Below are 25,017 nucleotides of genomic sequence, written 5' to 3'. Positions count from 1 at the left end.
CGCTACCGCCGGCGCAGGCGCGCGTCCGCCAGCGCCGGCGGGGTGTAGTCCTTCTCGGCCGGGTTCAGGTCCGTGCCCGGCGGGACGATCTCGTCGATCCGGTCCAGCACGTCGTCGTCCAGCACGAGGTCCGCGCCGGCCAGCAGGTCGTCGAGCTGGGCTGGGGTGCGCGGGCCGATGATCGCCGACGTCACGCCCGGGTGGGCCCGGACGAACGCCGTCGCCAGGTGCGTGAGCGGCCGGCCCAGGTCGTCGGCGATCTTCTTCAGCTGCGCGATCGCCTCGAACTTGACGGCGTTCTCCGGCAGCGCCGGGTCGAACTTGTGCGCCTGCAACGTCCGGCGGCCTTCGGAAAGGTCCACATCGGACGGTTTCAGGTACTTGCCGGACAGCCAGCCGCTGGCCAGCGGGCTCCACGTGAGCACGCCCATGCCGTACTTCTGCGCGGTCGGCAGCACGGCCGCCTCGATCGCCCGGTTGAAGATCGAGTACGGCGGCTGCTCGGCGCGGAACCGCGCCAGGCCACGCTTTTCCGCCACCCACTGGGCTTCCACGATCTGCTCGGCCGGGAAGTCCGACGACCCGATCGCGCGGACCTTGCCCTGCCGCACGAAATCCGTCAGCACCGACAGGGTTTCCTCGATGTCGGTGGCCGGGTCCGGCCGGTGGACCTGGTAGAGGTCGACGTAGTCGGTGTCGAGCCGCCGCAGGCTGTCGTCCAGCGCCCGGGTCAGCCAACGCCTCGAGAGCCCGCCCTGGTTGGGGTCGGAGCCCATCTGGAAGAAGCCTTTGGTGGCCAGCACGACGTCGTCGCGGCGGCCCTTCAGCGCCTGGCCGACGATCCGCTCGTTCTCGCCGTCGCTGTACATGTCCGCGGTGTCCCAGAAGCTGACCCCGGCGTCGAGCGCCGTGTGCAGCATCCGGACGCCCTCTTCGTGGTCCGGATTGCCCCACTTGCCCAGCATCATCGCGCCGAACGCGTATTCACTGACCGAGATGCCCGTACCGCCCAAAGTTCGTCGTTTCATGCCACCACTCTGGAAGCGGCGAAGCGGACGGACCAGGTCACGCTCGACCTGGGTCTGGCAGTACCAGGCGGGAAACCGCGAGCCGGGGATACTGGAGGCATGAGTGACGCAGCCGAGCTGGGCGCCTTCCTGAAGGCGCGCCGCGCCGCACTGGACCCCGCCGACCTGGGCCTCCCGCCCGGGATCACACAGCGGCGGGTCAAGGGCCTGCGGCGCGAGGAGCTGGCGCAGCTGTCCGGCATCAGCGTCGACTACTACACGCGGCTGGAGCAAGGCCGCGCGAAGAACGTCTCGGACGCCATCCTCGACGCGCTGGCCCGCGCGCTGCGGCTCAACGCCGGCGAGGAGTCTTACCTGCGCAACCTCGCCGCGCCGAAGCGCCGCGACGAGCGAGCGCCGCAACGGGTCCGGCCCGAGCTGCAGCAGCTCCTGGACGCGATCCAGGCGCCGGCGTTCGTCTTCGGCCGGTACATGGACGTGCTGGCGTGGAACGCGCTCGGCGGCGCGGTCGCGTTCGCCTTCGCCGACCTGGACGAGCGCAACATGCCGAAGCTGATCTTCCTCGACGAGCGCGCGAAGCAGCTGCACCCGGAGTACGACGCAGTGTGCCGCGAGCTGGTCGCGAACCTGCGCGCGGAGAGCGGACGGCATCCCGGCGACCCGCGGTTCGCCCAGCTGATCGGTGAGCTGTCCCTGGCCAGCGAACAGTTCCGGAAGCTGTGGGCCGAGCACGCGGTGCAGGAGAAGGCGCAGGGGTGGAAGGTGCTGATGAACCCCGTCGTCGGCGAGCTGCGGCTGCGCTACGAGACGCTCCGCCTGCCCCAGGACCCCGACCAGGGCATGGTCGTCTACCACGCCGAACCCGGGTCGGAGACCGAACGCGCGCTCGGCCTGCTGGCCAGCTGGGTCGCCGATGAACGACCGGTGAACACTCGGTCGTCGCAACCCCACGCCGGGTGAGCGCTCCTTAGGCTGCTTCACCTGGGGAGTCAGGGGTAGAGGAGCAGCACGGTGGGCGTCGGCGCGACGATGCAGTCACTCGCCGAAATCCTGAGCTCGGACTCCGGCAGCCTCGTCCTGGGCCTCGCCGCGCTGGTCGCGATCGCCGCGCCGTTCATCGACCGCTACTTCATCCGGCGGCGCCGGCTGACGTTCCGGGTGCTCTACAACTCCAAGATCGGGCTGTCCCCGATCGACCTGCACGACGGCGAAACGGCTCCGCGCAGGCGGCCCCGCAGCTGGAGCAGGTCGCGCGGCTGCTCGACCGGATGAGCATCGTCGTCATCCGGGTCCACAACACCGGCAGCTTCGACATCGCGCCGGGCGACTTCGAAATCCCGCTCTCGTTCACCTTCGGCAGCCGGATCGTCTGGGACGCGCGCGTGTCCGACGCGACCGACGACGGCCTGCGCCAGCACGTCCGCGACGGCCTCGAGTTCTTCACCCGCGAGACGCCGCAGAAGCCGGTCGAAGCGGTGAAGCTGTCCCGCGTGCGCGCGCTGCTGCCGAAACGGTTCGCCGGGCTCGCCGCGGCTGAGGCACCGCCCGAGGCGCCCGAGTGGCACGGTGTGCGGTTCGCGCGGCTTTCCTTGAAGCGCAAGGAAAAGTTCAAGCTGGTCGTCGTCCTGCGGGAGTCCGACGGGTACGAAGGCGAGATCAGCAAGGAGATCGACCACCACGCGCGGCTCGCCGCCGGCCGGATCAAGGACGACCGCAAGCAGCGCCGGTTCGGCTGGCCGGTCATCACGACGGCGGTCGGGGTGCTGCTGACCGGCGCCCTGCTCGCGACGCTGCTCGTCTCGTGGTCCCGGCCGGGCGACTCCGCGCAGTGCGCCACCGGCAAGCTGTCGGTCGAGGGGTCGAGCGCGTTCGTCCCGATCATCGACAGCATCGCCGCCGAGTACCACGGCCAGTGCGACGGCGCGGCGATCACGACCCGCGCGACCGGCAGCGTCACCGGCGTCCGCGCGCTCGCCCCGGTCGACGCGGCGGGCAAGGACGAGCTGGCGGTGCTCTCGGACGGCCGGTCCGGCGAGGCGGGCCCGAATCTCGAGGCGAAGGCCGTCGCGGTGGTCGTGTACAGCCTGGTCGTCAACCGGGCCGCTGGGGTCGACAAGCTGACGATCCAGCAGGTCAAGGACATCTTCAGCGGTCGCGTACGGAACTGGGACCAGCTGCGGCCGGGGCCGTCGGTGCCGATCGGGATCGTCGGGCGCGGGCAGGAGTCGGGCACGCGCAAGACGTTCGAGCAGAAGGTGCTCGGCGGCGCGGAGGACCGGCTGACGTCGGACTCGTGCCGCAAGCCCGAGCGCGACCCGGCCGCGGCGACCACGCGCTGCGAGCGCGGCACGACCGCCGAGGTGCTCACCGAAGTCGCCGCCGTGCCGGGCGCGATCGGGTACGCCGACGTCCCGGCGGCGAAGGCGGCAGCCGCTCGCGACCAGCTCGGCATCGTGCAGCTCGACGGCCACTACCCCGACGTCACGACCATCGACGCCGGGTATCGGTTCTGGACCGTCGAGTACCTCTACACCAAGGGCGTGCCGTCGAACGAGAGCGTGCTGAAGCGGTTCCTCGACTACCTGGCGAGCCCGACCGCTCGGGCGGAGCTGCAGGACGCCGGGTACACGCCGTGCGTGGCCAAGGACGGCCTGCTCGACCCCCTCTGCACCAGGCCGGACATCTGATCGCCGAGAAATTGTCGGTGGTCCGGGTCATGATGTCCGGGTGTTGCTGAGCGAGATAGTCCGGGCGTCCGCCGAGCTGGCGGCGACGAGGTCCAGGAAGGCGAAGATCGCCATCCTGGCCGCACTGCTGCGCGCGGCCGAGTTCACCGAGCTGGCCACGGTCATCGCCTACCTGACCGGGCAGACGGCGCAGGACAGGCTGGGTGCGGGCTGGCGCACCCTGGCCGGGCTCGGCGCGTCGCCCGCCGCGTCGCCGGTGATCACGGTGCTGGAGGTGGACGCGGCCTTGACAGAGGCCGCCGGCGTAGCCGCGGGCACGGGCTCTTCGACACGGCGGCAGGACGTGCTGCGGGAACTGTTCGCCCGGCTCACCGAGGAGGAGCAGCAGTTCCTGTTCCGGCTGGTCACCGGGGAGCTGCGGCAGGGCGCGCTGGAAGGCGTGATGATCGACGCGATCGCGGCGGCGGCCGAGGTGCCGGCCGTCGACGTGCGGCGCGCGTTCATGCTGTCCGGAAAGCTCGGCGTCACTGGCGTCGCAGCGCTGACCGGCGGGCAGGAAGCGCTGGCGGAGTTCCGGCTGACGCTGGGCACGCCGATCAAGCCCATGCTCGCGTCGCCGGCGGAGTCGCTGGACGAAGCCGTCGCCGAGCACGCCGAGGCGATCGTCGAGTACAAGATGGACGGTGCGCGGATCCAGGTGCACCGCCAGGGTGACGAGGTGCACGTCTGGACGCGGACGCTGCGCGAGATCACCGGGAGCGTGCAGGAGCTGGTCGAGCTGGTGCGGGCGCTGCCGTGCGAGTCCGTGGTCCTCGACGGCGAAACGCTGGCGCTGACCGACGCCGGGCGGCCGCGGCCGTTCCAGGACACGATGAGCCGGTTCGGCAGCACGCGTGACGAGCAGGTGAAGGCGCTGCTGCTGCGGCCGTACTTCTTCGACTGCCTGCACCTCGACGGCGTCGACCTGCTGGACGCGCCGCTGTCCGAACGCAACGCGGCCCTGCGCAAGGTCGCCGGAGCGCACGTGATCCCCGGCGAGGTGGGTGTGGCGGGAGCGGCCGCCGTGCTGGAGGCGGCGATGGAAGCCGGGCACGAAGGGGTGATGGTCAAGGACCTGGCGTCGCCGTACGCGGCCGGGCGGCGCGGGCGCGCGTGGCTCAAGGTCAAGCCGGTGCACACGATCGACCTCGTGGTGCTCGCGGCCGAGTGGGGCCACGGGCGGCGCACGGGCTCGCTGTCGAACCTGCACCTGGGCGCGCGCGACCCGGACGGCGGCCCGCCGATCATGGTGGGCAAGACGTTCAAGGGCATGACCGACGAGATCCTCGCGTGGCAGACGAGGACGTTCCAGGAGATCGAGACCCACCGCGACGACTGGACGGTGTACGTCCGCCCGGAGGTCGTGGTGGAGATCGAGCTGGACAGCGCCCAGGTTTCGACGCGTTACCCGGGCGGGCTGGCGCTGCGGTTCGCGCGGGTGGTCCGCTACCGCCCGGACAAGGACCCGGCGGACGCGGACACGATCGACACGGTCCGCGGACTGCTGCACGGCGACCGCTCGGAAGGGAGCTGACGACGAAAGTATCGATCACGACATCGGGCGTCTCCGCGGTGCTTTCCTCGTAAAAGGAAAGACGAAAGTCGATGTTGCCCTCTCCCGCTCCTGAGCAGAGTGGCTGACGGAGTTTCCTTCAGCCAAGGGAGAAAGCATGAGAGTGCGCGCTGTGTCCGGCTTGCTCGCGAGCACCACGCTGCTCGTGACCGCGTTCGCCGTTCCGGCGTCGGCCACGCCGGTGCCGAGCACGCCGAACGCCGGGCACCAGCCGTCGAGGCACCACTTCTCGGCGGCCGCGCAGTCGTTCGTCGGCGCCGACACCGTGCAGAAGCGCGTCGCCAAGCTGGAAGCGGCGATGGCGTCGCTGCCCAAGGAGAGCACCGCGTACAACGCGACGAAACTGTGGAACGCCGGGATCACCGGCGCGGGCAGTACCGTCGCGACGCTGGTGTCCTTCGGCGACGACCAGGTCAAGCAGGTTCTCGACACGTACTCGAAGAACCACGGCCTGCCGCCGGCGAACGTCGAGGTCATCGAGCCGTCCGGTGCGGTGCCCGCGTGCACCGACCCCGGCGTCGACACCGCGACCTGCCAGGGCTGGGGCGGCGAGACCGACCTCGACGTCACGATGATGCACGCCATGGCGCCGAACGCGAAGATCATCGTCGCGGCGACGCCCGTCGCGGAGACGCAGGGCTTCACCGGCCTGCCCGAGATGATGCACGCCGTCGACTACATGACCGAGCACAAGCTGGCCGACGTCATCTCGATGAGCTTCGGCACCACCGAAGAGAACTTCCCGTCGTTCGACTCGATCAAGACGCTCGACCCGGCGCTCGACCGCGCGAGCAAGGCCGGGGTCACGATGGTCGCCTCCTCCGGTGACGACGGCCCGACCGGCGGGTACCTCTACGGCCCGGGCAACTACCCGTACCGCGTCGCGAGCTGGCCGGCGTCCGACCCGCGCGTCACGACGCTCGGCGGCACGCAGCTGCACCTCGACGCGAACGGCGCGCGCACCAAGGCGGACGACGTCGTGAACGTCGCCGACAACGGTTTCTCCGAGGGCGCCGGGCTGTCGAAGACCTACGCGCGGCCGAACTGGCAGGACGGCGTCAAGAAGATCACCGGCAGCAAGATGCGCTCGTTCCCGGACATCAGCATGGAAGGCGTGTACGGGACGTCGCAGTCCGCGCCTCTGTTCGCCGGCGTGCTCGCGCTCGCGGTGCAGGCCAAGCACGGCAGGCTCGGCCAGATCAACCCGGCGCTGTACACGAAGCTCGGCCCGGCGGGCACGAAGGCGGGCATCGTCGACGTCACCGAAGGTGACAACAGCCAAGACGGTGTCACCGGCTTCACCGCGGCGAAGGGCTTCGACATCGCCAGCGGCTGGGGCACGGTCGACGCGTCGGTTTTCGTTCCCGCACTGGTGAAAGCACTGCACTGACAAACACCGCTGACAATTTAACCGGAATCAGCGACATTCGGTTTATTCGACGCGGGAAATGACAGGAATTTTCCCCACAGGACGCGGACCCGGTCGTCAGTACGATGCTGCTCCCCGAAGACCCGCTCAGTCCCCGAGCGGTCATGGAGGAGTACAAGTGGCAAGCAAGGAAGAGCTGAAAACGGCGATCCACGCCGCTTTCGACGGGGCCGTCGCCGACGGGACGAGCTACACCAAGGTGTACGCCGCGGAAATCAAGCAAAAGAACTTCATCGTTTTCCGCACCACCACCGTCAGCAATTTCGCGGTGGGTTTCCGGCCGGGGCAGACCGACCTCGTGATCGTGCCGCTCGAAGAAAAGAGCGGCACGGTCACGGCGGGCACCCCGCTGACGATCACGGACGCGAACCGGGCCGCGGTCAAGAAGCGTGACCTGCAGGGCCGGTTCGTGATCAAGACGACGGAAGGGCAGAGCTTCAAGCTCAGCATCCTCCCCTCCGTGCCGAAGCTGCTCGCCGCCAGTTACCAGCTGCCGGTGGACCAGAAGGCCGAGTACGAAGCGTTCACCGCGCTCCGGGACTCGCTCACCACGGCTTGACGACCGGGCGCCCCGGTGCCGCACAGCACCGGGGCGCGTCCGGCAACAGGCGCATTCGTCCACAATGGAACTATCCTCCGGGGATGCGCAGCGAAAAGCTCACCCGCGCCTGGTTCGCGGTCACCGCCGTGGTGGCGCTGACCGGCCTCGTCTCCCAGGTGGTCGCGTCCGCGACGGATCCCGGCGGCCGGGTCGCGAACCTGCTCTGCTTCTTCACCATCGACTCGAACCTGCTGGTCACCGCCGCCTCGGTGCTCGTCGCGCTGGGCGCCGTCCGCACGAAGCTGTTCGCCGTGCTCTGGCTCGACGCGCTCGTCGGCATCATCGTGACGGGCATCGTCTACCAGGTGGCCCTCGCCGGCCTGTCCGAGCTGCACGGCCTTTCGCTGTTCGCCGACACCATGCTGCACAAGGTCACGCCGATCCTGTTCGTGCTCGGCTGGCTCTTCGCGGGCCCGCGCGGCGTGCTGACCTGGCGCGCGGTCGGGTGGTCCCTGCTCTACCCGCTCGTCTGGCTCGCCTTCACGCTTCCGCGCGGTGCGATCACCGGCTTCTACCCGTACCCGTTCGTCGACGCCGGCGCGCTCGGCTACGGCCAAGTCACCCTGAACTGCGTCTTCATCGGCCTCTTCTTCACGGCCCTCGCCGCCGGCGCGTTCCTGTACGAGCGCCGGGTGCGGCCCGTTTAGACCTGGTCTCCAACTGGTGAGCTTCTGAGCGCGGAGCAGGTCCTCGGGTCGGCACTATCGACGGGGATGAACGAGCACTCTCGTCGGGAAGTGATCAGCCGTCGGCGGGGCCGCCTCTTCAGAGGCGTTCGACGCGGTCGGCCTGCGGGCCCCGGTCGCTCTGACGCACCGCGTACCGGACCCGGTCACCCTTCTGCAGCGGCTCCGACCCCATGATCACGGACGCGTGGGCGAAGAGATCGTCGCCGCCTGCGTCCGGGGTGATGAAGCCGAAGCCGCGGTCGTCGTCGTAGCGCGCGACGACGCCCTCGCCGCCTCGTGCGGGCACGTCCCGCGCCGCCGGCCCCGCGGCCGCGGCCGGTGCCGGCCGCTGCGGCGCCGTCTGGGGCTCGGCGCCCCGGACCAGGTGCACGTCGCGGGCCTGCGGGCCCTTGTCCCCACTGGCCACCTCGTAGGCGACGCGGTCGCCCTCCGCGAGCCACGTCAGCCCCTCGGCCAGGGCCCGGGCGTGAACGAAGACGTCCCCGGCGCCGGAGTCGGGGTTGATGAAGCCGAAGCCCTTGTCCTCGTCGTACCAGGCCACCGTGCCGTCGGCACCGTCCCCGATACCAGCCGCGGCGGGTGAGCCGGCCCCGGCTCCCAGCGGGATCACGTGCCCGGCCTGCGGGCCGCGCTCGCCTTCGACGATCAGGAAAGCCACCCGCTGCCCCTCGGTGACCACGCCGCCGGTCACGATGGCGGAGCTGTGCACGAAGATGTCGGCGCCGCCGCCGTCCGGCGACGCGAAGCCGTACCCCTTGCCCGGCTCGTACCAGTTGATGGTGCCGAGCAGGCCCACGGCGCTGCCGGTGGCCGCATCGGCGGTGACGCGAACGCGCAGCGCCTCGGGCCCGCGGTCGTTCTCACCGACCTCGAACACGACGGCCTGACCCTCGCGGAGCACTCTCTCGCCGCCGTCCCCGACGATCTCGGAGGCGTGCACGAACACGTCCGGCGAGCCGTCCTCGGGCGCGAGGAAGCCGAAACCCCGTTCGGCGTCGAACCAACGGACGGTCCCTTGCGGCATCAAAAACTCCAGGTCGAGAGGGCGGGTACTGGCCCCCATTCTCCCTGACAGACCTCCGGTCCGTCTGGCCGGGCCCATAGGCGGGCGGCGCGGAGCCAGGGGCGGGCCGTTGGTTCACCCAGCGACACGCCGAGTTTCGAGACCAGGTCTCAGGCCCGGACGCGGCGGAACGCGTTGAGCCCGTCGGTCACCCCGGCCCGCACCAGCGTCGGCAGGGCGCCGCGCCGGTCGACCGGCTTGCCCGCGGCGATCCGGTGCATCTGCCGGGTGTGCCACTGGATCTCCAGCAGGCTGTCGGCCAGCCGGATCCCGGTCTTCGGGCACCGCCGTTCGGCGCGGACGTCGTCGCCGCGCAGCAGCCGCTCCGGCAGATCGGGAGCGACGACGAGCGGACGGCCGAGCCCGATGACGTCGAGTTCACCGGAGCGCAGCGCCGCCGTCATGCCGTCCGGAGTCGCGAAGCCGCCGGTGACCATCAGCGCGACGTCGGAGACCGAACGCGCCTTTGCGGCGTAGTCCAGGAAGTACGCTTCGCGCGCCAAGGTGCTCGCCCGGCCCGAACCCATCATCGCGGCCTTCTCGTACGTGCCGCCGGAGACTTCCAGCAGGTCGAGCCCGGCTTCCCCCAGCTCGCGTACGACTTCCAGAGACTCGTCCTCGGTGAAGCCGCCACGCTGGAAGTCCGCGCTGTTGAGCTTGACCGACACCGGCACGTCGTCACCGACCGCCGTGCGCACCCGCCGTACCACCTCGAGGAGGAACCGGCGGCGGCGGACGGCGTCGCCGCCCCAGGCGTCGGAACGCAGGTTCGTCAGCGGGGAAAGGAACTGCGAGACGAGGTAGCCGTGCGCGCCGTGGATCTGTACGCCCGCGAAGCCCGCTTCGACGAACGTGCGCGCCGCGACGCCGAAGCGTTCGATGATCGCTTCGATCTCTTCGCTCGTGAGAGCGCGCGGAGCGGCGAAGGCGGTACGCACGCCTCGATCACCGAAGGGCACGGCGGACGGCGCGACCGGCTGCCGGGACAGGTACCGCGGGCTCTGCCGGCCCGGGTGGTTCAGCTGCACCCACACCCGCGTGTCCGTGCCGTCGACGGCCCGCGCCCACGGCCGGTAGACCTCGGGATCGGGGGTCGCCGCGACGTTGCGCGGCTCGCCGAGCGCGGCGGGATCGACCATGACGTTCCCGGTGATCAGCGCCCCGGCGCCGCCGCGGGCCCAGGTCCGGTACAGCTCGAAGAGCTCGGGGGTGGGGGCGTTCCGGCGGTCGCCGAGCTGCTCGCTCAGCGCCGATTTCACCAGGCGGTTGGGCAGGACGGCGCCGCAGCGCAGCTTGAGCGGCTCGGCCAGCAGAGCACGGGACATCGCGCGGCACCCTTCGAACTTACCGTCAGTAAGATTACCCAAAAGTAGCATACCGTCGGTATGTCGTCGACCCGCGCGATGACCATTAGGGTCGGGCGCATGACGGCGATCGTGCAGAACCTGGTGACTTCCGGTGTCTTCGAGCTCGACGGAGGCAGCTGGGACGTCGACAACAACGTGTGGATCGTGGGCGACGACACGGCGGTGATCGTGATCGACGCGGCCCACGACGCGAAGGCGATCGAGAACGTCGTCGGCGAGCGGAAGCTGGCCGCGATCATCTGCACCCACGCGCACAACGACCACGTCAACGCGGCCCCGGAGCTGGCCGCGGCCACCGGCGCGCCGATCCTGCTGCACGCGGACGACCGCGTCCTCTGGGACCAGACGCACCCGGACCGCGCGCCGGACGGCGAGCTGGCGGACGGCCAGACGATCACGATCGCGGGCACGGCGCTGCGCGTCATCCACACGCCCGGGCACGCTCCGGGCGCGGTGTGCCTGTACGCGGAGGACCTGGGCGTGCTGTTCACCGGCGACACGCTGTTCCACGGCGGCCCCGGTGCCACCGGACGGTCCTATTCGGACTACCCGACGATCGTGAAGTCCATCCGCGAGAAGCTGTTCACGCTCCCGGAGGCGACGAAGGTCCACACGGGCCACGGCGACGGCACGACGCTGGCCGCGGAGAAGGCGGCTTCGAGCGGCTGGGACGAGGCTTAGGACGTGTGCTTCCGGGCGACGAGGGCGAACTCCTCGATCGCCCGGTCGAACGCGGCGCTGGCTTGCCGGACCGGCGCCGGCAGGAACTCCCGGTCGAACTTCTCGCCGGCGTCGAGTTCCCACCGGGTGCGGTGGAGTTCCATCTCCTTCTTGCGGAGCAGGTTCGCCTGCTCGACCAGCTCGTCCGGCCCGCTCATCACGAGCAGCCCGTAGAACGCGCGTATTTCGGTGCGGGCCGTGTAGTAGCCGTCTTCGAACTCGACCTCCCGCTGCGCGTCCGTCTCCCGTTCCTCGCCGAGCGTCCGGCGGCGGTGGACCACGTTGATGTCGATGATGTGCTTGCGCGCCCGCGTAGCGGCCTCGATCAGTCCGGCGCAGCGGTCGGCGCGGTCCTGCCGCAGCTTCGCGCGTCGCGCCGCGTTGAGCTTCAGCGGTTCGAGCAGCGCGCCGAGCGTCACGCCGATCAGCGACGCCACCGCGGCGATGCCCGCGGCCCCGGCCGCGGTCAGCACGTCAACCGCGGCGACGTCGGCGACACCCGCACCCGCTGCTTCGCCTCTTCGGCCAGTGTGAGCGCCCACTCCTGCAGCCCGGCGACGTCGATGCCGTGCGGCGGCTCACCCCGGAACGGCTCGATGTTCGCCGCCCCGCGCTCCAGCAGTGACGCCGCTCCCGCCGTGTTGCCGCGGGCCGCGTGCGTCAGGCCGACCGCGAGCTGGGCCATCCCGCGCCACAGCTCGCGGTCGGGCCCGTCGGTCGTCTTCCACGCGTCCTCGAAGACCTCGTGCGCGTGGAACGGCTTGCCCTCGTCGAGGAGCTGCTGGGCTTCCGCAAGCGTTTGCGCTGGGGTCCTCGCGATGCCTTCCGGCTGGCGCTCGACGCCGTCGGCGCCGTAGGGCAGCGGCCGGCCGAGGCCGTCGCGCGGCCGGGCGTTGCGGGCCCGTCCCTCGGTGTCGCGGTCGCGGCGGCTCATGCTCCGATCCTCCCACGTTCGCCGTCCGCGCCCGGGCCACGTAGCCTGGGGACTCGTGCGTTTCCTCGACGGCCACCGGCCCGCCCACGACCTGACCTACGACGACGTGTTCCTGCTGCCGAACCGTTCGGACGTGGAGTCCCGCTTCGACGTCGACCTCTCCACCGCGGACGGTACCGGCGCGACCATCCCGATCGTCGTCGCCAACATGACCGCGGTCGCCGGCCGCCGGATGGCCGAGACTGTCGCCCGCCGCGGGGGCCTGGTGGTGCTCCCCCAAGACGTGGACAGTGACGCCGTCGCCGAGATCGTCGGCTGGGTCAAGAGCCGGCACACGGTGTGGGACACGCCGCTGGTGCTGACCGGCGGCGACGCTGTGGCCGACGCCCTCAACCTCGTCCACAAGCGTGCTCACGGCGCCGTCGTGGTCGTCGACGGCGAAGGCCGCCCGGTCGGCATCGTCGACGAAGCGGCCTGCGCGGGTGTCGACCGCTTCGCGCGTCTCGGCGACGTCGCGCAGCCGGCCGCTGTCGCGGTGCCGCTGACCACGCCGGCGCGCGAGGTCTTCGAGCGGCTGCACAGCAACGGCGCGACGCTGGCGCTCGGCCTGGACGCCGACGGCCGCCTCGCGGGCGTGCTGACCGCTGTCGGCGCGCTGCGCGCGGACATCTACACCCCGGCGGTCGACGGCGACGGCAAGCTGCGCGTCGCCGCCGCGGTCGGTGTCAACGGCGACGTCGCGGCGAAGGCCGAAGCCGTGCTCGGCTCCGGCGTCGACGTGCTGGTCGTCGACACCGCGCACGGGCACCAGGAGAAGATGATCGCCGCACTGAAGGCCGTCCGGTCGGTGTCGCCGCAGGTCCCCGTGGTCGCCGGGAACGTCGTCACGGCCGAAGGCACGCGCGACCTGATCCAGGCCGGCGCCGACGTCGTGAAGGTCGGCGTCGGGCCGGGCGCGATGTGCACCACGCGGATGATGACCGGCGTGGGCCGCCCGCAGTTCTCGGCCGTCGCGGACTGCGCGGCCGCGGCGCGTGAGCTGGGCAAGCACGTCTGGGCCGACGGCGGCGTCCGCCACCCCCGCGACGTCGCGCTGGCGCTGGCCGCGGGCGCGTCCGCCGCGATGGTCGGCTCGTGGTTCGCCGGCACCTACGAATCCCCCGGTGACCTGCGGTTCGACGAGCAGGGCCGGCCGTACAAGGAGTCGTTCGGCATGGCGTCGAAGCGCGCGGTGGGCGCGCGGACGCGCACCGACAACGTCTTCGAACGCGCGCGAAAGGCGCTGTTCGAGGAGGGCATCTCGTCGTCGCGGATGTCTCTCGACCCGGCCCGGCCGGGCGTCGAGGACCTGCTGGACTCGATCGGCTCGGGCGTCCGCTCGTCGTGCACGTACGCGGGCGCGCGCACCCTGGAGGAGTTCCACGAGCGCGCGCTGCTGGGCGTCCAGTCGGCGGCGGGCTTCGCCGAAGGCCGCCCGCTTCCTTCCGGCTGGTAAAAGCCGTGAAGGCCACCTCGAGTCGAGGTGGCCTTCACGGACTTCAAGCTCAGCCGTGGTCCTCCAGCATCTCGGTGACCAGGGCGGCGATCGGCGAGCGCTCCGAGCGCGTCAGCGTGACGTGCGCGAACAGCGGGTGGCCCTTCAGCTTCTCGATCACCGCCGAGACGCCGTCGTGCCGGCCGACGCGCAGGTTGTCGCGCTGGGCGACGTCGTGCGTGAGCACCACCCGCGACGCCGTGCCGAGCCGCGAAAGCACCGTGAGCAGGACGTTCCGTTCCAGTGACTGCGCCTCGTCGACGATGACGAACGTGTCGTGCAGCGACCGGCCGCGGATGTGCGTCAGCGGGAGCACCTCGAGCATGCCGCGGTCGAAGACCTCGTCGAGGACGTCCTGGCTGACCAGCGCGCCCAGCGTGTCGAACACCGCCTGCGCCCACGGCTGCATCTTCTCGCTCTCGGACCCGGGCAGGTACCCGAGGTCCTGGCCGCCGACGGCGTAGACCGGACGGAACACCACGACCTTGCGGTGCTGACGGCGTTCCATCACGGCTTCGAGGCCGGCGCACAGCGCGAGCGCCGACTTGCCAGTGCCGGCGCGGCCGCCGAGGGAGACGATGCCGACGTCGGAGTCGAGCAGCAGGTCGAGCGCGACGCGCTGCTCGGCGCTGCGGCCGTGCAGGCCGAACGCCTCGCGGTCGCCGCGCACCAGCCGGATGCGCTTGTCCGCCGTGACCCGCCCCAGCGCGCTGGACGTGCCCGCGAGCAGCCGCAGCCCGGTGTGGCAGGGCATCTCGGTGACCTCGTCCAGGCCGTACTCGAGCGGGTCGACGGTGCCGCCGCCGAACAGCGTGTCGAGCACTTCCTGCTCGACGTCCACGTCCGCCATGCCGGTCCAGCCCGAAGGCGTGACCTCCTGCGCGCGGTACTCGTCGGCCTCCAACCCGACCGCACCCGCCTTGACCCGCAGCGGGATGTCCTTCGTCACCAGCGTGACCGCCGGGAACTCCGCCGCCAGGTTGAGCGCGCAGGCGAGGATCCGGTGGTCGTTGGAGTCGGTGCGGAACCCGACCGGGAGCACCGTCGGGTCCGAGTGGTTCAGCTCCACCTGCAGCGTGCCGCCGTGGTCCCCGATGGGGAGCGGCGCGTCGAGCCTGCCGTGCTGCCGGCGCAGGTCGTCGAGCATGCGCAGGGATTCCCTGGCGAACCAGCCGAGCTCCGGGTGGTGGCGCTTCGCCTCCAGTTCACTGATGACGACCAGCGGAAGCACGACGGCATGCTCGGCAAAGCGGGTGACCGCCCACGGGTCCGAAAGGAGGACCGACGTGTCGAGCACGTACATGTGCTGCTGGGATTCGGGCGAGGTCGAGGCTTTCTCCGGGCCAGGAACGGCACCGGTCGAAGAACGGCCAGAGGCCTTACGGGGCAAACGCTGCGCAGTCACGACGGCATCTCCCTCGAGGGCGTGTGCACCTCACGCCCGCACTCGCTGGGCCGGGCACCTCCCTGGCTGGACCGCTCCTCCTGACCGGTGGGTCAGGCGGCTCGGCCACGAGGGCCGGGTGCCGGCCCCCTCGTGCGTCTCGTGGGCGGCTGCGCCGCCCCCTCGATCACCGTCACGACCAGGGCCTCCCGCGAGGACCCGCACGGATCGCGTGCCCTCACCTCGGAAGGTACCCACGAATGCGGGATCGCGCAGGGAGCCAACACGGTGATTCGCCAGATCGTCACCTCACTGTCGGTCGTCCGACATCAACGGCCAGTGATGGTCACCATGGGTAACCAGGGTCTCGTTCGATGCACACTCGCCGGAATGATCTTGGTGAAATTGCTGACCGTTTGTATTCACAAGATCGACTGAACGGCTTTTACCACGTCGGGTTGCGCTGCGCATTTTGCGCCGCGCACAAAGAACCGGTCCGAGTGAAAGCACCCGCAGCAGGCTCACACAATGGGCGTACAAGCCGTACGAGGCGCCTGATAGACGGGTAATTTTCTCACTGCGGGACACACCACCGGTTCTCCGGTGCCCCGGACCCCAACAGTTCTACCTAGGAGTGTGCGAAGTGCTGAAGAAGGCTGGATTCGTGGCCGCCACCGCTGCGGGCCTCATGATGATCGGCAGCACCGCGTTCGCCGCGACGGGCGACACGACGGGCACCCCGGACCCGACGTTCGGCGACGCGTACGCCACGTTCATCGAGGGCGGCGGCGCGCTGGGCTACGGTGCGGCCTCCCTGGTCGCCGGCGCCTACACGGGCATCGCCACCACCCCGGCGCTGATCCTCCACTCGCTGGAGCACCACCACCACTGAGTGCTGGCTTGCGAAGGGCCCCGGAGCACGCTCCGGGGCCCTTCGGCGTTTCCGCGGTTTCAGGAACCGAACCGGCGGTGGCGCCAGGCGTAGTCGCGGATGGCGCGCAGGAAGTCGACGCGGCGAAATGCCGGCCAATACGCTTCGGTGAACCAGAATTCCGAATGCGCGGACTGCCAGAGCAGAAATCCGGAAAGCCGTTGTTCACCGGAAGTTCGGATGATGAGGTCCGGATCCGGCTGTCCCGAGGTGTAGAGGTGCTCGGAGATGTGGTCGACGTCGAGGATCTTCGCCAGCTCGTGAATCGTCCGGCCTTCGTCGGCGTGCTGGAGCAGCAACTTGCGGACTGCATCGGCGATCTCCTGCCGCCCGCCGTAACCGACCGCGACGTTGACCTCCATGCCGGTGCGGCCCTCGGTGCGCGCGGCGGCTTCGCTGAGTCGCTTGGCGACTTCGGCGGGTAGCAGGTCGAGGGCGCCGACGATCCGCAGCTGCCAGCTCTTGCCGGGCGCGGCGAGCTCGTCGGTGACGTCGGTGATGATCTTCAGCAGCGGCGTGAGCTCGTCCGGGTCGCGGTTGAGGTTGTCGGTCGAGAGCAGCCACATGGTGACGACCTCGACGTCGGCCTCCTGGCACCAGCTCAGGAAGTCCGCGATCTTCTTCGCCCCGGCGCGGTGGCCGTCCGCCACGTCCGAGAAGCCCGCTTCACGGGCCCAGCGGCGGTTGCCGTCGAGCATGATGGCGATGTGCCGGGGATGCCGGCCGGCGGCCTGCTGGATGAGGCGCCGGCCGTAGGCGCTGTACACGACGTCGGACAAGAAGGAGCGCACACTCACGTCGAGGAAGCCTACGCACCCGATGTGAGGCGCGTGACTTGACCGCTGCCAGGGAACCTACGGTCCCGTAACCTGGAAGGGTGAGCGTGACGACGGAACCACCCGAGCCCGTAGCGGACCTCCGCCCCCGACTGCGCGGGCACATTCACTTTTGGACGTTCTTCGGTGCCCTCGCCGCAGCGGCGGCGCTGATCAGCCTGGCCGCGTCCACGGTGTCCTCGACCGCGGCGCTGGCGACTTCGGTGTACGGACTGACGGTCCTGGGACTGTTCGGCGTGAGTGCGCTGTACCACCGCCGCTTCTGGAGCCCCCGCGCGTACAAGTGGATGAAGCGCGCGGACCACTCGATGATCTTCTTGTTCATCGCCGGGACGTATACGCCGTTCACGCTGCTGGCGATGTCCAAGCCGACGGGGTACGTGATTCTGGCGATCGTCTGGGGTGGGGCTGTCGCCGGCGTGGCCCTCAAGATGCTGTGGCCGCATGCTCCGCGGTGGCTCGGGGTGCCGATCTACATCGCGCTGGGCTGGGTCGCGGTGTTCGTGTTCCCGGAGTTGCTGTCGCATGCCGGGGTCGCGGCTTTGGTCCTGCTTTGCGTGGGTGGGTTGTTCTATACGCTCGGGGCGGCTTTTTACGGGTTCAAGTGGCCCAACCACTGGCCGGATACCTTTGGGTACCACGAGTTCTTCCACGCCTGCACCGTGCTTGCCGCCGTTTCGCACTACATTGCCATCTGGCTGGCCATGTACGCCTGAGCACTGCTGGGGACCTCCCCCTTGGAAGTCCCCAGCGATGCGCGTCAGCCGAACATTCCCGGCTGGTACTCGCCGGCCGGGTTGCGGACGATCACGTTCAGGCGGTTCCACGTGTTGATCTCCGCCACCAGGCAGACCAGTGCGCCGATCTGCTCCTCGTCGAAGTTCTTGCGGACTGCTGCCCAGGTCTCGTCCGAGACTCCCTCGTGGTTGTCCGCCAGGCGGGTTCCCTCCTCGGCCAGGGCCAGGGCCGCTCGCTCCGCCTCCGTGAACACCACCGCCTCGCGCCACGCTGCCACCATCGCCAGGCGGACCGCCGTCTCGCCGGCCGCCGCCGCGTCCTTGGTGTGCATGTCCAGGCACATTCCGCAGCCGTTGATCTGGCTCGCGCGGATCTTCACCAGCTCCTGCGTCGCCTTCGGCAGCGATGACTCCTCGATCGGGCGGGAGGCCGCGATCAGGCGCTTGAAGAACTTGGTCGTGACTTCGTTCTCGAACATGTTGAGCCGCGCTTCCATCGTGCTTTCCTTCCGTCGTCCGCTTTCACCCCCTTGACGACGCGCGCGGCCGGGTTGTGACAGCCGGATTCGTGGCGCCGGTCACATGTACACCTTCGCGCCATCCCCCACGCCGTCTTTCACGGCTGGTACACCCGATGCGACCTGCTGGAACACGCCGGACCTCGCCAACGAGCCGCGCTTCAAACCACCACTTTCCGGGGTCACCCACGGGAGCACCACGACGGTTGCCGTGATCAACACCGCGCTCCACGGTTGCTCCTACAGACACCGACGCGCGAAAGGAGCAGTACCGCGATGGCCAAGACCATGCAGCCCCAGGAGCTCATCGACAGTGCCGTGGTCGACCCGGCCGGCAACAAGCTCGGGAAGGTCGGCAACGTCTACCTCGCCGACACGACGCACCAGCCGGAGTGGATCACCGTCAAGACCGGTCTCTTCGGCACCAAGGAGAGCTTCGTCCCGCTCTCGGGGGCGCACACCGACAAGGACGGCGTGCACGTCCGGGTCGACAAGGACGCCGTCTCCGACGCACCGCGCATCGACGCCGACGGGCACCTCTCGCCCGAGGAGAGCGCCCAGCTCTACCAGCACTACGGCCTGCCGATGCCGCGGACCTCGCCCGATGGCCGCATGGACGACCGGACGGGTGACCGGACGCAGGGCCGGAACCCGGCGATGGGCGGCGCCGACGGCCGCGGACGGTCCGAAATGGACGCCGCCGGGAAGTCCGGAATGGACAAGGGCCGGCGCGGGAAGTCCGGCCAGGACGGCATGACGCGGTCCGAGGAACGGCTGAACGTCGGCACCGAGCAGGTCGAGACCGGGCACGTGCGGCTGCGCAAGTACGTCATCACCGAAGAGCAGCAGGTCACGGTCCCGGTGCGGCACGAAGAGGTGCGCATCGAGCGGGAGCCGATCAAGGACGGCCAGGCCGGGGGCGAGATCGGCGAGGCCGAGCAGGACGTCGTCCTCCACGCCGAGAAGCCCGTGGTGCGCAAGGAAACCGTGCCGGTCGAGCGGGTGCGCCTGCGGACCGAGACCGTCACCGACGAGCAGACGGTCTCGGGCAAGGTCCGCAAGGAGCAGTTCGAGGTCACCGACGACGAAGGCAAGCACCGCAAGTAGGACCCCCGGTGGGTGGCCGGCCCCCGACGCCGGCCACCCACCGGTCACGCCACCGCGGCCTGGACGCGCGGCAAGCCGGCGACCAGGCGGAGGCCCTTCTTCCGCAACGACGGCGGGATCGGCGGCGTCATGGCCTGGTCCCAGCCGTGGATGTAGAGCTCGAACTTCACCAGGAAGCCCTTCTTGGGCTCGGTGATCGCGACGTGCGTGCGCGGCACGGCGAACAGCGCCTTGCCCGGGCCGCCCGTGTACGCGTCGGCTTCGAAGAACAGCAGCTGACGGTCGGTCAGCAGCAGGTAGAGCTCCCGCTGGGTCGTGAGCGAGAACATCGTGCCGCCGCTGAGCACCGCGGTCGCGATGCTCAGCGCGAAGTGCTCACCCAGCACCTTCCGCAGCGAGCCCACCTTGGCCATGGCGACCACTTCGGGCGTTTCGCCCGGTTGCATCATCGGTGCGGCGGTTTCGAGCAAGCGTCTTTCGCGGCGTGCGCCCATGGGAAGGCCTTCGGGGAGAGGGAAAGCGGACGCGCCACGCTAGACGACCCGTGCGGCCCGCTCTCCGCTACCCCACCGAAGCAGACCGTCCGGTCAGGACCGCAGCATCGGCGCCGCGAGGAACTGCTCCGGGATCGCGAACGCGTCCACCAGCGTTCGCGCGTGGGGACGCAGCTGGGCGCACAGGCCGTTCACCGCCGCGGTGACGGCCTTTCCGCGGGACGCCGTCAAGCGGCCGTGGCCCAGGAACCACGCCAGGTCCTCTTCGATCGCCGACAACGCGTACAGGTCGCAGACGCGGTCGAGCAGCGTGCGGGCGTCCGGGTCTTCACACCTCGGAATGGCCGCCGCGAACGCCTCCAGCACCAGGCGCTCCACGTGGACGCGGCCCGCGCGCAGCACGTGGTCCTGGGCCGCGTTGAACACGCCGAACGGGTCCGATGCCGCCTTGCGAAGGCGCTTCGCCACCCCTTCGACGACGTGTTCCTCGCGGTCTTCGAACAGCCTCAGCTGCCACTCGCGGCTGAAGAAGACATCCGCGTCCGACCCCTCGGTGAGCGACTCGAGCGCCTTGCGCACGGACGTCCGCTCCAGGATCGCGCTCACCACCTGGTCGGTGAAGAACCGGGCGGTGGCCAGCGGCGACAGGTCCTCGAAGTCCTGCTTGTAGCTGGTCAGCAGGCCCTTCGCGACCAGCTGCAGCAGCACCGTGTTGTCGCCCTCGAACGTCGTGAAGACGTCGGTGTCGGCCTTCAGGCCCGGCAGGATGTTCTCCGCCAGGTACCCCGAGCCGCCGCACGCCTCGCGCGCCGCCTGGATCGTCGCCGTCGCGTGCCACGTGTTGAGCGCCTTCAGGCCGGCCGCGCGCGACTCCAGCTCGCGCTGCTCCTCCTCCGGCGCCGACGAGTCGATGTCGTGCAGCTTCGCCACCAGCTCTTCCTGGGCGAACGACAGCGCGTACGTCTTCGCCAGCGCCGGCAGCAGCTTCCGCTGGTGCCCGAGGTAGTCGAGGATGACGACCTCCTCGCCCTCCGGCGTCATGAACTGGCGGCGCTGCTCGCCGTAGCGGATCGCCAGGGCCAGAGCGCGTTTCGTGGCGGCGCCCGCGCTGCCGCCGACGCTCACCCGGCCGCGGATCAGCGTGCCCAGCATCGTGAAGAACCGGCGGCTGTCGCTCTCGATCGGGCTCGAATACGTCCCGTCCTCGGCGACGTCGCCGAAGCGGTTCAGCAGGGCCTCGCGCGGGATCCGGACGTTGTCGAAGCTCAACCGCCCGTTGTCGACGCCGTTCAGACCCGCCTTCGGACCACAGTCCTCGATGGACACTCCCGGCATCGGCGCGCCGGACTCGTCCCGGATCGGCACCAGGAACGCGTGCACACCGCGGGATTCACCGCCGGTGACGAGCTGGGCGAACACCACCGCCATCCGGCCGTCGCGGGCCGCGTTGCCGATGTACTCCTTGGTGGCCATGGCGTCCGGCGTGTGGACGACGAACCCACCGTCCACGAAGGTCGCCGTCGTGCGCAGGTGCTGGACGTCGGAGCCGTGGCCGTGCTCGGTCATCGCGAAGCAGCCGAGCAGGTCCAGGTTCATGATCGCGCGCAGGTGCGCGGCGTGGTGGCGCTCGGTGCCGAGCAGCTGGACGGCGCCGCCGAAGAGTCCCCATTGGACACCGGCCTTCACCATCAGCGACAGGTCGCCGTAGCCGAGCAGCTCGAACGACGTCACCGAGCCGCCGACGTCGCCACCGCCGCCATACGCCGGGTCGAAACCCAGGCCGGGGCGGTCGCTCTCGGCCAGGGCGCGCAGCTGGTCGAGCACCTGGGCGCGGTGGTCCTCGATGCCGAGGTCCACCGGGTCGCGGAACTCCGCCTCGCTCATCTGCGCGCGGACCCCGCGGCGCACCTCGGCCCAGCGCCCGTCGAGGACGGTGGTCAACGCGTCCGGATCCACCTTCGATGGCACTTCGGGGACGTCCACGGCTACCTCCGGAAAGGACTGACGGCAGGCTTCCTACTCGTTGGTAGTAAGCCTGCCGCAGCCGCGCCGATCCCGCAGGTTCAGATCGGCTTGCCGTTGACCGTCACGTTCGTGAACTTGGCGTTGTCCACGTACTTCAGCGTGTTCGACGTGCCGGACACGCCTTCAAACGTGGAGTTCGCCACGGTGAACCCGTGCACGTGCGCCTGCGAAAGCCCGCTTACGTCGAAGGTCTTGCCCGCGATCTTCGTGCTCGAGCAGTTGCCGATCGTGAACGGCCCGAACGACGGGACGGTGCTCCCGGTCTGGCTGTTGTAGGTGGACGTCACGTACACGAAGTTCCGCGCGAAGGTGCCGGAGACACTGTCGAGGTTGATGTTCTCCGAGAACCCGCCACGCAGCGTGTTCGACTTCACGTACAGCGCGAACTTCGTGTCACCCTTCACGGTGAGCTTGTACGCGTAGACGTTGCGGATCCCGCCGGTCTGCTCGCTGCCGCAGGTGATCGCGCCCCAGTTGCCGTTCATCACGCAGTTCACGACGACGAGGTTCTGGCACGGGACGTTCACGCGGCGCCCGTCGGCGTCGCGGCCGGACTTGATCGCGATGTTGTCGTCGTGCGCGCCGAGGCTGCAGTTCGCGATGACGACGTGGTCGCACGACTCGGGGTCGCAGCCGTCGGTGTTGGAGTGCGCGGTGCTGGGGTCGGTGCTGACGCCGTCGACCGTGACGTTGCGGCACAGCGTCGGGTGCAGCTGCCAGAACATCGAGTTCTTCAGCGTGATGCCCTGGATCAGGACGTTTTCGCAGGCGTACGGCTCGACGAACGCCGACCGCATCGTGTGCCCGGACCCCGGCACCATGCGCTTTTCGGGCGGGGTTCCCTTGGCCACCAAGGTTTCCAGGTACGCACGGTCACTGCCCTTGTTCCACGACGACGTCGCCGCCGCGTCGAGCGTGCCGCTGCCGGTGAGACCGATGTTCTTTTCCCGGTACGCGTAGATCATCGGCGAATGGTTGACGCACTCGATTCCTTCGTAGCGCGTCAGGACGTTCGGGAACTTCGACGCGTCACCGCCGAACTTGAGCACCGCGCCCTTTTCCAGGTGCAGGTCGACGTTGCTCCTGAGGTAGATCGCGCCGGTGAGGAAAGTCCCGGACGGCACGACGACGTGACCGCCGCCGGCCGCGGTGCAGGCCTCGATCGCCTTCTTGATCGCCGCGGTGTTGTCGGTCTTGCCGTCGTTCTTCGCGCCGTAACCGGTGATCGGGAAGCTCCGGTCCGGGAACTGCGGGATCGTGGTGTTCGCGACGATGTCGTTCGCCGCCGGCCACGGGAGCGCGGGGACGTCGACGCGGTAGCGGTGCGGGGCCGGGGCCGGGATTCCGGGCACCAGTGCGACCGCCATCGTGCCCTTGATCAGCTGCCGGCGGGTGAACCTGCCGTCCATGGACGCCATCCTTCGGGGGAAGACCCTGTGCGACGGCGGAACCACGGCACGGACCGTGGGCACGACGCACTCTAGGCGTGAACGCGGCCCCAGGTCCAGGCTTGCGCGAGCGGCGAAAGTGCTGTCATGATCGGATCATGTCGATTCGAAAGGGCGTGCGCGCCCTCGCGCGTTGAGCGCCTCGCGACGGCCCGGCCGTCGCTTCCCCGGCCCCGAACTGTGGTCACGGGCCCTCGAAATCCGGAACTCCTGGCTGAGCCACGCGCTGAGCACCGAGCCGGCCGATCGTCCGGCCGCCGAAGCGGCCATCACCCGCCTTTACGAGCTGGCCGGCGCGTCGCCGCCGTCCTTCGAGTGGGTGCCTTCCCCGGCCGCGGCGACCGAGGTGGTGGCACCCGGGCAAGCGCTTTCCCTCGGCGGTGACCTCCCGGTCGAAGCCCGCCTGGCGACGCTGGTGACCTCCCTGCGCGAGCGGCTCGACCAGCGGATCGGTTCCTGGCACGACCGGCGCCGGCGAGTGGACCGGCCACCGCCGGACCCACTGGAGTTCTCCTTGCGGACGTTGCTGAACAACGGTCTGGGGCCCGCGCTGCGGCGGTCGATCCGGGACTCCGTCGCCGGTGCCCTCCGTGGTGAGCTCACGACGCGGGCCGGGCTGCACTGGGACGGCCAGCAGGAGGCGCATTGGATCGCGCTGTACGACCTGCACCGGCAGGTCGACGGCGTGCGGTTCGAGCCCGCCGACGGCGTCCAGCTCGATCTGTGGGCCACCCTCGCGCGGTCGTGCGGCTGGTGGTGGCCGCGCGAGGACGTCTGCGTGATCGCGGAACGGCCGCTCGTCGTGCGCACCGAACGCGTCGACGACGACTACGGCCTGGTCCGGCTGCACCACGAGACCGGGCCCGCGGTGGCGTTCCCCGACGGCTGGACCGTGCACGCGTGGCACGGGACGCGGGTGCCGTCCTGGGTGATCGACGCGCCGACGGCCGAGCGGATCATCGCGGAGCGCAACGTCGAGGTGCGCCGCTGCGCGATCGAGCGCGTCGGCTGGCCGGCGTTCGTGGCGGAGGCGGGGTTCGAGCTTCTCGACCGCGCCGAAGACCCCGGCAACCCCGGGTCCGAGCTCCGGCTCTACGACGGGCCGTCGACCCGGCTGCTGCTGGTGGTCAACGGTTCCGTCGAACGCGACGGCACGCGCCGGCACTACGGGCTGCGCGTGCCCGCCGAAATCGACCATTCCCTCGACGCCGCCGGCTGGACGTACGGGCTCAGCGGAGCCCAGTACGCGCGGCTGCGGCGCCGGACCTGAACTCTTCGAGGTGATTCCATGTTTCTGGCAGAACTGCTCGACAAGACCGGGCTCGACGTCCTCGCCCACCTGGACCGGCAGGTCGACGTCCCGGTGATCGACGGGCTCCAGGCCCAGGGCGACCTGATCGTGATCCCGGACGACATGACCGGCTCCGCGTACTTCCGGGCCGGTTGGCGCCCGCTGCCCGCGGAGGGGGTGGAACTCGTCCGCGGCGGCGACGGGAACAACCCGCACACCCTCGTCGGCCGGTGCGAGCTGACGACCCAGGTCTTCGACCCCGAGGGCCTCTCGGTCGCGATGCTGCACAACGAAGTGCCGGTGTACCTGGTGCACCCGGAGCACGGGGCGACCGGCATCGCACCGGGGCGCTGGCTCGTGCGACGGCAGCGGGAAGCCGGCGGCTTCCGGCGCGCCGGGGCGAGCTTTTACCAGGGCGGGCCGGTGCTGGTCGCCGACTGAGGGACCCGTGGGGTGCCACCGAGGGGGCGGCACCCCGCGGCACCGTCCCGTCGGTGCGGTCGCGCGCCTCTTCGCACAGCTCGACGACTTCGGTGAGCCACGGGTGCCGGCGCTCGCGGGGCAGCGAACCGCGGCGGAGCG

At 70.1% G+C, this 25,017-nt stretch carries 26 protein-coding genes and 1 pseudogene; 15 read left to right on the top strand and 12 right to left on the bottom strand.

Translation table 11 applies throughout. From position 1 onward, the window contains the following. Window positions 1–2 precede the first annotated feature (2 nt). The gene (locus ABZ342_RS43740; protein ID WP_360486444.1) at window positions 3–1,028 is read right to left on the bottom strand and encodes an aldo/keto reductase; all 1,026 of its coding nucleotides are present in this window, start codon (window positions 1,026–1,028) and stop codon (window positions 3–5) included. Between the two features lie 99 nt (window positions 1,029–1,127). On the opposite strand from ABZ342_RS43740, the gene ABZ342_RS43735 reads away from it, so the two are divergent. The 7 genes from ABZ342_RS43735 to ABZ342_RS43705 all read left to right on the top strand — a co-directional run bounded on the left by ABZ342_RS43735 (window position 1,128) and on the right by ABZ342_RS43705 (window position 8,004). After that, window positions 1,128–1,988: a helix-turn-helix transcriptional regulator gene (locus tag ABZ342_RS43735; RefSeq protein ID WP_360486441.1), complete on the top strand. Its 861-nt coding sequence runs from the start codon at window positions 1,128–1,130 to the stop codon at window positions 1,986–1,988. A 51-nt stretch (window positions 1,989–2,039) separates the two neighbouring features. Then, a complete protein-coding gene (locus ABZ342_RS43730) occupies window positions 2,040–2,300 on the top strand; it encodes a hypothetical protein (protein ID WP_360486438.1) in 261 nt (86 codons plus the stop codon). Beyond that, window positions 2,297–3,715 carry a substrate-binding domain-containing protein gene (locus ABZ342_RS43725; RefSeq protein ID WP_360486435.1) on the top strand — a complete coding sequence of 473 codons (1,419 nt, stop codon included), beginning with the start codon at window positions 2,297–2,299 and terminating at the stop codon, window positions 3,713–3,715. The genes ABZ342_RS43730 and ABZ342_RS43725 overlap by 4 nt, the downstream gene beginning before the upstream one ends. Before the next feature lie 40 nt (window positions 3,716–3,755). After that, window positions 3,756–5,288 (top strand): ATP-dependent DNA ligase, encoded by a 1,533-nt coding sequence (locus tag ABZ342_RS43720; RefSeq protein WP_360486432.1) that lies wholly within the window; start codon window positions 3,756–3,758, stop codon window positions 5,286–5,288. 136 nt (window positions 5,289–5,424) lie between these two features. After that, window positions 5,425–6,717: a S53 family peptidase gene (locus tag ABZ342_RS43715; RefSeq protein WP_360486429.1), complete on the top strand. Its 1,293-nt coding sequence runs from the start codon at window positions 5,425–5,427 to the stop codon at window positions 6,715–6,717. A 157-nt stretch (window positions 6,718–6,874) separates the two neighbouring features. Next, window positions 6,875–7,315, top strand: a complete 441-nt coding sequence (locus ABZ342_RS43710; protein WP_360486426.1) for a hypothetical protein — start codon at window positions 6,875–6,877, stop codon at window positions 7,313–7,315. Between the two features lie 83 nt (window positions 7,316–7,398). Beyond that, window positions 7,399–8,004, top strand: coding sequence for a Pr6Pr family membrane protein (locus ABZ342_RS43705; RefSeq protein ID WP_360486423.1), 606 nt, complete (start codon window positions 7,399–7,401; stop codon window positions 8,002–8,004). Between the two features lie 118 nt (window positions 8,005–8,122). Here the strand turns inward: ABZ342_RS43705 and ABZ342_RS43700 are convergent, their stop codons facing one another. The 3 genes and pseudogenes from ABZ342_RS43700 to ABZ342_RS43690 form a co-directional block, all read right to left on the bottom strand. Next, window positions 8,123–8,842 carry a cold shock domain-containing protein gene (locus ABZ342_RS43700; protein ID WP_360486454.1) on the bottom strand — a complete coding sequence of 240 codons (720 nt, stop codon included), beginning with the start codon at window positions 8,840–8,842 and terminating at the stop codon, window positions 8,123–8,125. A 30-nt stretch (window positions 8,843–8,872) separates the two neighbouring features. Next, a pseudogene (locus ABZ342_RS43695) lies at window positions 8,873–9,070 on the bottom strand (cold shock domain-containing protein); the annotation flags it as partial. Between the two features lie 149 nt (window positions 9,071–9,219). Beyond that, complete coding sequence (locus ABZ342_RS43690) at window positions 9,220–10,434, bottom strand: NADH:flavin oxidoreductase/NADH oxidase family protein (protein WP_360486420.1); 1,215 nt, start codon at window positions 10,432–10,434, stop codon at window positions 9,220–9,222. Between the two features lie 99 nt (window positions 10,435–10,533). Here ABZ342_RS43690 and ABZ342_RS43685 point away from each other — a divergent pair, with 99 nt between their 5' ends. After that, a complete protein-coding gene (locus ABZ342_RS43685) occupies window positions 10,534–11,157 on the top strand; it encodes an MBL fold metallo-hydrolase (RefSeq protein WP_360486417.1) in 624 nt (207 codons plus the stop codon). Here the strand turns inward: ABZ342_RS43685 and ABZ342_RS43680 are convergent. Further along, entirely contained in the window at window positions 11,154–11,669 is a 516-nt protein-coding gene (locus ABZ342_RS43680; protein ID WP_360486414.1) for a hypothetical protein, read from the bottom strand. The two genes, ABZ342_RS43685 and ABZ342_RS43680, sit on opposite strands and share 4 nt — an antisense overlap. After that, window positions 11,663–12,130, bottom strand: coding sequence for a DUF309 domain-containing protein (locus ABZ342_RS43675; protein WP_360486411.1), 468 nt, complete (start codon window positions 12,128–12,130; stop codon window positions 11,663–11,665). Before ABZ342_RS43675 ends, ABZ342_RS43680 begins: the two co-directional genes overlap by 7 nt. Before the next feature lie 55 nt (window positions 12,131–12,185). Between ABZ342_RS43675 and ABZ342_RS43670 the strand changes: the two genes are divergently transcribed. Beyond that, window positions 12,186–13,625: a GuaB1 family IMP dehydrogenase-related protein gene (locus ABZ342_RS43670; protein ID WP_155541040.1), complete on the top strand. Its 1,440-nt coding sequence runs from the start codon at window positions 12,186–12,188 to the stop codon at window positions 13,623–13,625. Window positions 13,626–13,674: 49 nt separating this feature from the next. Here ABZ342_RS43670 and ABZ342_RS43665 read toward each other — a convergent pair whose 3' ends face one another. Beyond that, window positions 13,675–14,967, bottom strand: a complete 1,293-nt coding sequence (locus tag ABZ342_RS43665) for a PhoH family protein (protein WP_360486408.1) — start codon at window positions 14,965–14,967, stop codon at window positions 13,675–13,677. Between the two features lie 234 nt (window positions 14,968–15,201). Between ABZ342_RS43665 and ABZ342_RS43660 the strand changes: the two genes are divergently transcribed. Both ABZ342_RS43660 and ABZ342_RS43655 read left to right on the top strand, forming a co-directional pair. Continuing rightward, window positions 15,202–15,486 (top strand): hypothetical protein, encoded by a 285-nt coding sequence (locus ABZ342_RS43660; RefSeq protein ID WP_360486405.1) that lies wholly within the window; start codon window positions 15,202–15,204, stop codon window positions 15,484–15,486. Between the two features lie 226 nt (window positions 15,487–15,712). After that, window positions 15,713–15,940 carry a hypothetical protein gene (locus ABZ342_RS43655; RefSeq protein WP_230862316.1) on the top strand — a complete coding sequence of 76 codons (228 nt, stop codon included), beginning with the start codon at window positions 15,713–15,715 and terminating at the stop codon, window positions 15,938–15,940. Window positions 15,941–15,999: 59 nt separating this feature from the next. Here the strand turns inward: ABZ342_RS43655 and ABZ342_RS43650 are convergent, their stop codons facing one another. Beyond that, window positions 16,000–16,776 carry an isoprenyl transferase gene (locus ABZ342_RS43650; protein WP_196425157.1) on the bottom strand — a complete coding sequence of 259 codons (777 nt, stop codon included), beginning with the start codon at window positions 16,774–16,776 and terminating at the stop codon, window positions 16,000–16,002. 80 nt (window positions 16,777–16,856) lie between these two features. On the opposite strand from ABZ342_RS43650, the gene ABZ342_RS43645 reads away from it, so the two are divergent. Then, a complete protein-coding gene (locus ABZ342_RS43645; protein ID WP_196425156.1) occupies window positions 16,857–17,531 on the top strand; it encodes a hemolysin III family protein in 675 nt (224 codons plus the stop codon). Window positions 17,532–17,575: 44 nt separating this feature from the next. Here ABZ342_RS43645 and ABZ342_RS43640 read toward each other — a convergent pair whose 3' ends face one another. Continuing rightward, complete coding sequence (locus tag ABZ342_RS43640) at window positions 17,576–18,049, bottom strand: carboxymuconolactone decarboxylase family protein (protein ID WP_360486401.1); 474 nt, start codon at window positions 18,047–18,049, stop codon at window positions 17,576–17,578. 297 nt (window positions 18,050–18,346) lie between these two features. Between ABZ342_RS43640 and ABZ342_RS43635 the strand changes: the two genes are divergently transcribed. Further along, complete coding sequence (locus ABZ342_RS43635; protein WP_360486398.1) at window positions 18,347–19,177, top strand: PRC and DUF2382 domain-containing protein; 831 nt, start codon at window positions 18,347–18,349, stop codon at window positions 19,175–19,177. 44 nt (window positions 19,178–19,221) lie between these two features. Here ABZ342_RS43635 and ABZ342_RS43630 read toward each other — a convergent pair whose 3' ends face one another. The 3 genes from ABZ342_RS43630 to ABZ342_RS43620 form a co-directional block, all read right to left on the bottom strand. Beyond that, window positions 19,222–19,590 (bottom strand): hypothetical protein, encoded by a 369-nt coding sequence (locus tag ABZ342_RS43630; RefSeq protein ID WP_360486395.1) that lies wholly within the window; start codon window positions 19,588–19,590, stop codon window positions 19,222–19,224. 174 nt (window positions 19,591–19,764) lie between these two features. Next, window positions 19,765–21,654: an acyl-CoA dehydrogenase gene (locus ABZ342_RS43625; protein ID WP_360486392.1), complete on the bottom strand. Its 1,890-nt coding sequence runs from the start codon at window positions 21,652–21,654 to the stop codon at window positions 19,765–19,767. Between the two features lie 80 nt (window positions 21,655–21,734). Beyond that, window positions 21,735–23,105, bottom strand: a complete 1,371-nt coding sequence (locus ABZ342_RS43620; RefSeq protein ID WP_360486389.1) for a glycoside hydrolase family 28 protein — start codon at window positions 23,103–23,105, stop codon at window positions 21,735–21,737. Window positions 23,106–23,277: 172 nt separating this feature from the next. On the opposite strand from ABZ342_RS43620, the gene ABZ342_RS43615 reads away from it, so the two are divergent. Together ABZ342_RS43615 and ABZ342_RS43610 are read left to right on the top strand one after the other, a co-directional pair. Continuing rightward, window positions 23,278–24,414, top strand: a complete 1,137-nt coding sequence (locus ABZ342_RS43615) for a DUF6745 domain-containing protein (protein WP_360486386.1) — start codon at window positions 23,278–23,280, stop codon at window positions 24,412–24,414. Window positions 24,415–24,432: 18 nt separating this feature from the next. Next, window positions 24,433–24,876, top strand: a complete 444-nt coding sequence (locus ABZ342_RS43610) for a hypothetical protein (protein ID WP_360486383.1) — start codon at window positions 24,433–24,435, stop codon at window positions 24,874–24,876. Window positions 24,877–25,017: the final 141 nt, after the last annotated feature.

Source organism: Amycolatopsis sp. NPDC005961 (assembly GCF_040629235.1).
GTDB classification, from domain to species: domain Bacteria; phylum Actinomycetota; class Actinomycetes; order Mycobacteriales; family Pseudonocardiaceae; genus Amycolatopsis; species Amycolatopsis camponoti.
The sequence above is the reverse complement of the archived record's forward strand: the minus strand, read 5'-3'. Positions and strand labels throughout refer to the sequence as shown.

Bases quoted from the DNA above. Each gene is read 5' to 3' on its own strand.
- ABZ342_RS43740 (WP_360486444.1), bottom strand. From the start codon at position 1,028: ATGAAACGACGAACTTTGGGCGGTACGGGCATCTCGGTCAGTGAATAC.
- ABZ342_RS43735 (WP_360486441.1), top strand. From the start codon at position 1,128: ATGAGTGACGCAGCCGAGCTGGGCGCCTTCCTGAAGGCGCGCCGCGCC.
- ABZ342_RS43725 (WP_360486435.1), top strand. From the start codon at position 2,297: ATGAGCATCGTCGTCATCCGGGTCCACAACACCGGCAGCTTCGACATC.
- ABZ342_RS43715 (WP_360486429.1), top strand. From the start codon at position 5,425: ATGAGAGTGCGCGCTGTGTCCGGCTTGCTCGCGAGCACCACGCTGCTC.
- ABZ342_RS43705 (WP_360486423.1), top strand. From the start codon at position 7,399: ATGCGCAGCGAAAAGCTCACCCGCGCCTGGTTCGCGGTCACCGCCGTG.
- ABZ342_RS43690 (WP_360486420.1), bottom strand. From the start codon at position 10,434: ATGTCCCGTGCTCTGCTGGCCGAGCCGCTCAAGCTGCGCTGCGGCGCC.
- ABZ342_RS43685 (WP_360486417.1), top strand. From the start codon at position 10,534: ATGACGGCGATCGTGCAGAACCTGGTGACTTCCGGTGTCTTCGAGCTC.
- ABZ342_RS43675 (WP_360486411.1), bottom strand. From the start codon at position 12,130: ATGAGCCGCCGCGACCGCGACACCGAGGGACGGGCCCGCAACGCCCGG.
- ABZ342_RS43665 (WP_360486408.1), bottom strand. From the start codon at position 14,967: ATGTACGTGCTCGACACGTCGGTCCTCCTTTCGGACCCGTGGGCGGTC.
- ABZ342_RS43640 (WP_360486401.1), bottom strand. From the start codon at position 18,049: ATGGAAGCGCGGCTCAACATGTTCGAGAACGAAGTCACGACCAAGTTC.
- ABZ342_RS43635 (WP_360486398.1), top strand. From the start codon at position 18,347: ATGGCCAAGACCATGCAGCCCCAGGAGCTCATCGACAGTGCCGTGGTC.
- ABZ342_RS43630 (WP_360486395.1), bottom strand. From the start codon at position 19,590: ATGGCCAAGGTGGGCTCGCTGCGGAAGGTGCTGGGTGAGCACTTCGCG.
- ABZ342_RS43620 (WP_360486389.1), bottom strand. From the start codon at position 23,105: ATGGACGGCAGGTTCACCCGCCGGCAGCTGATCAAGGGCACGATGGCG.
- ABZ342_RS43610 (WP_360486383.1), top strand. From the start codon at position 24,433: ATGTTTCTGGCAGAACTGCTCGACAAGACCGGGCTCGACGTCCTCGCC.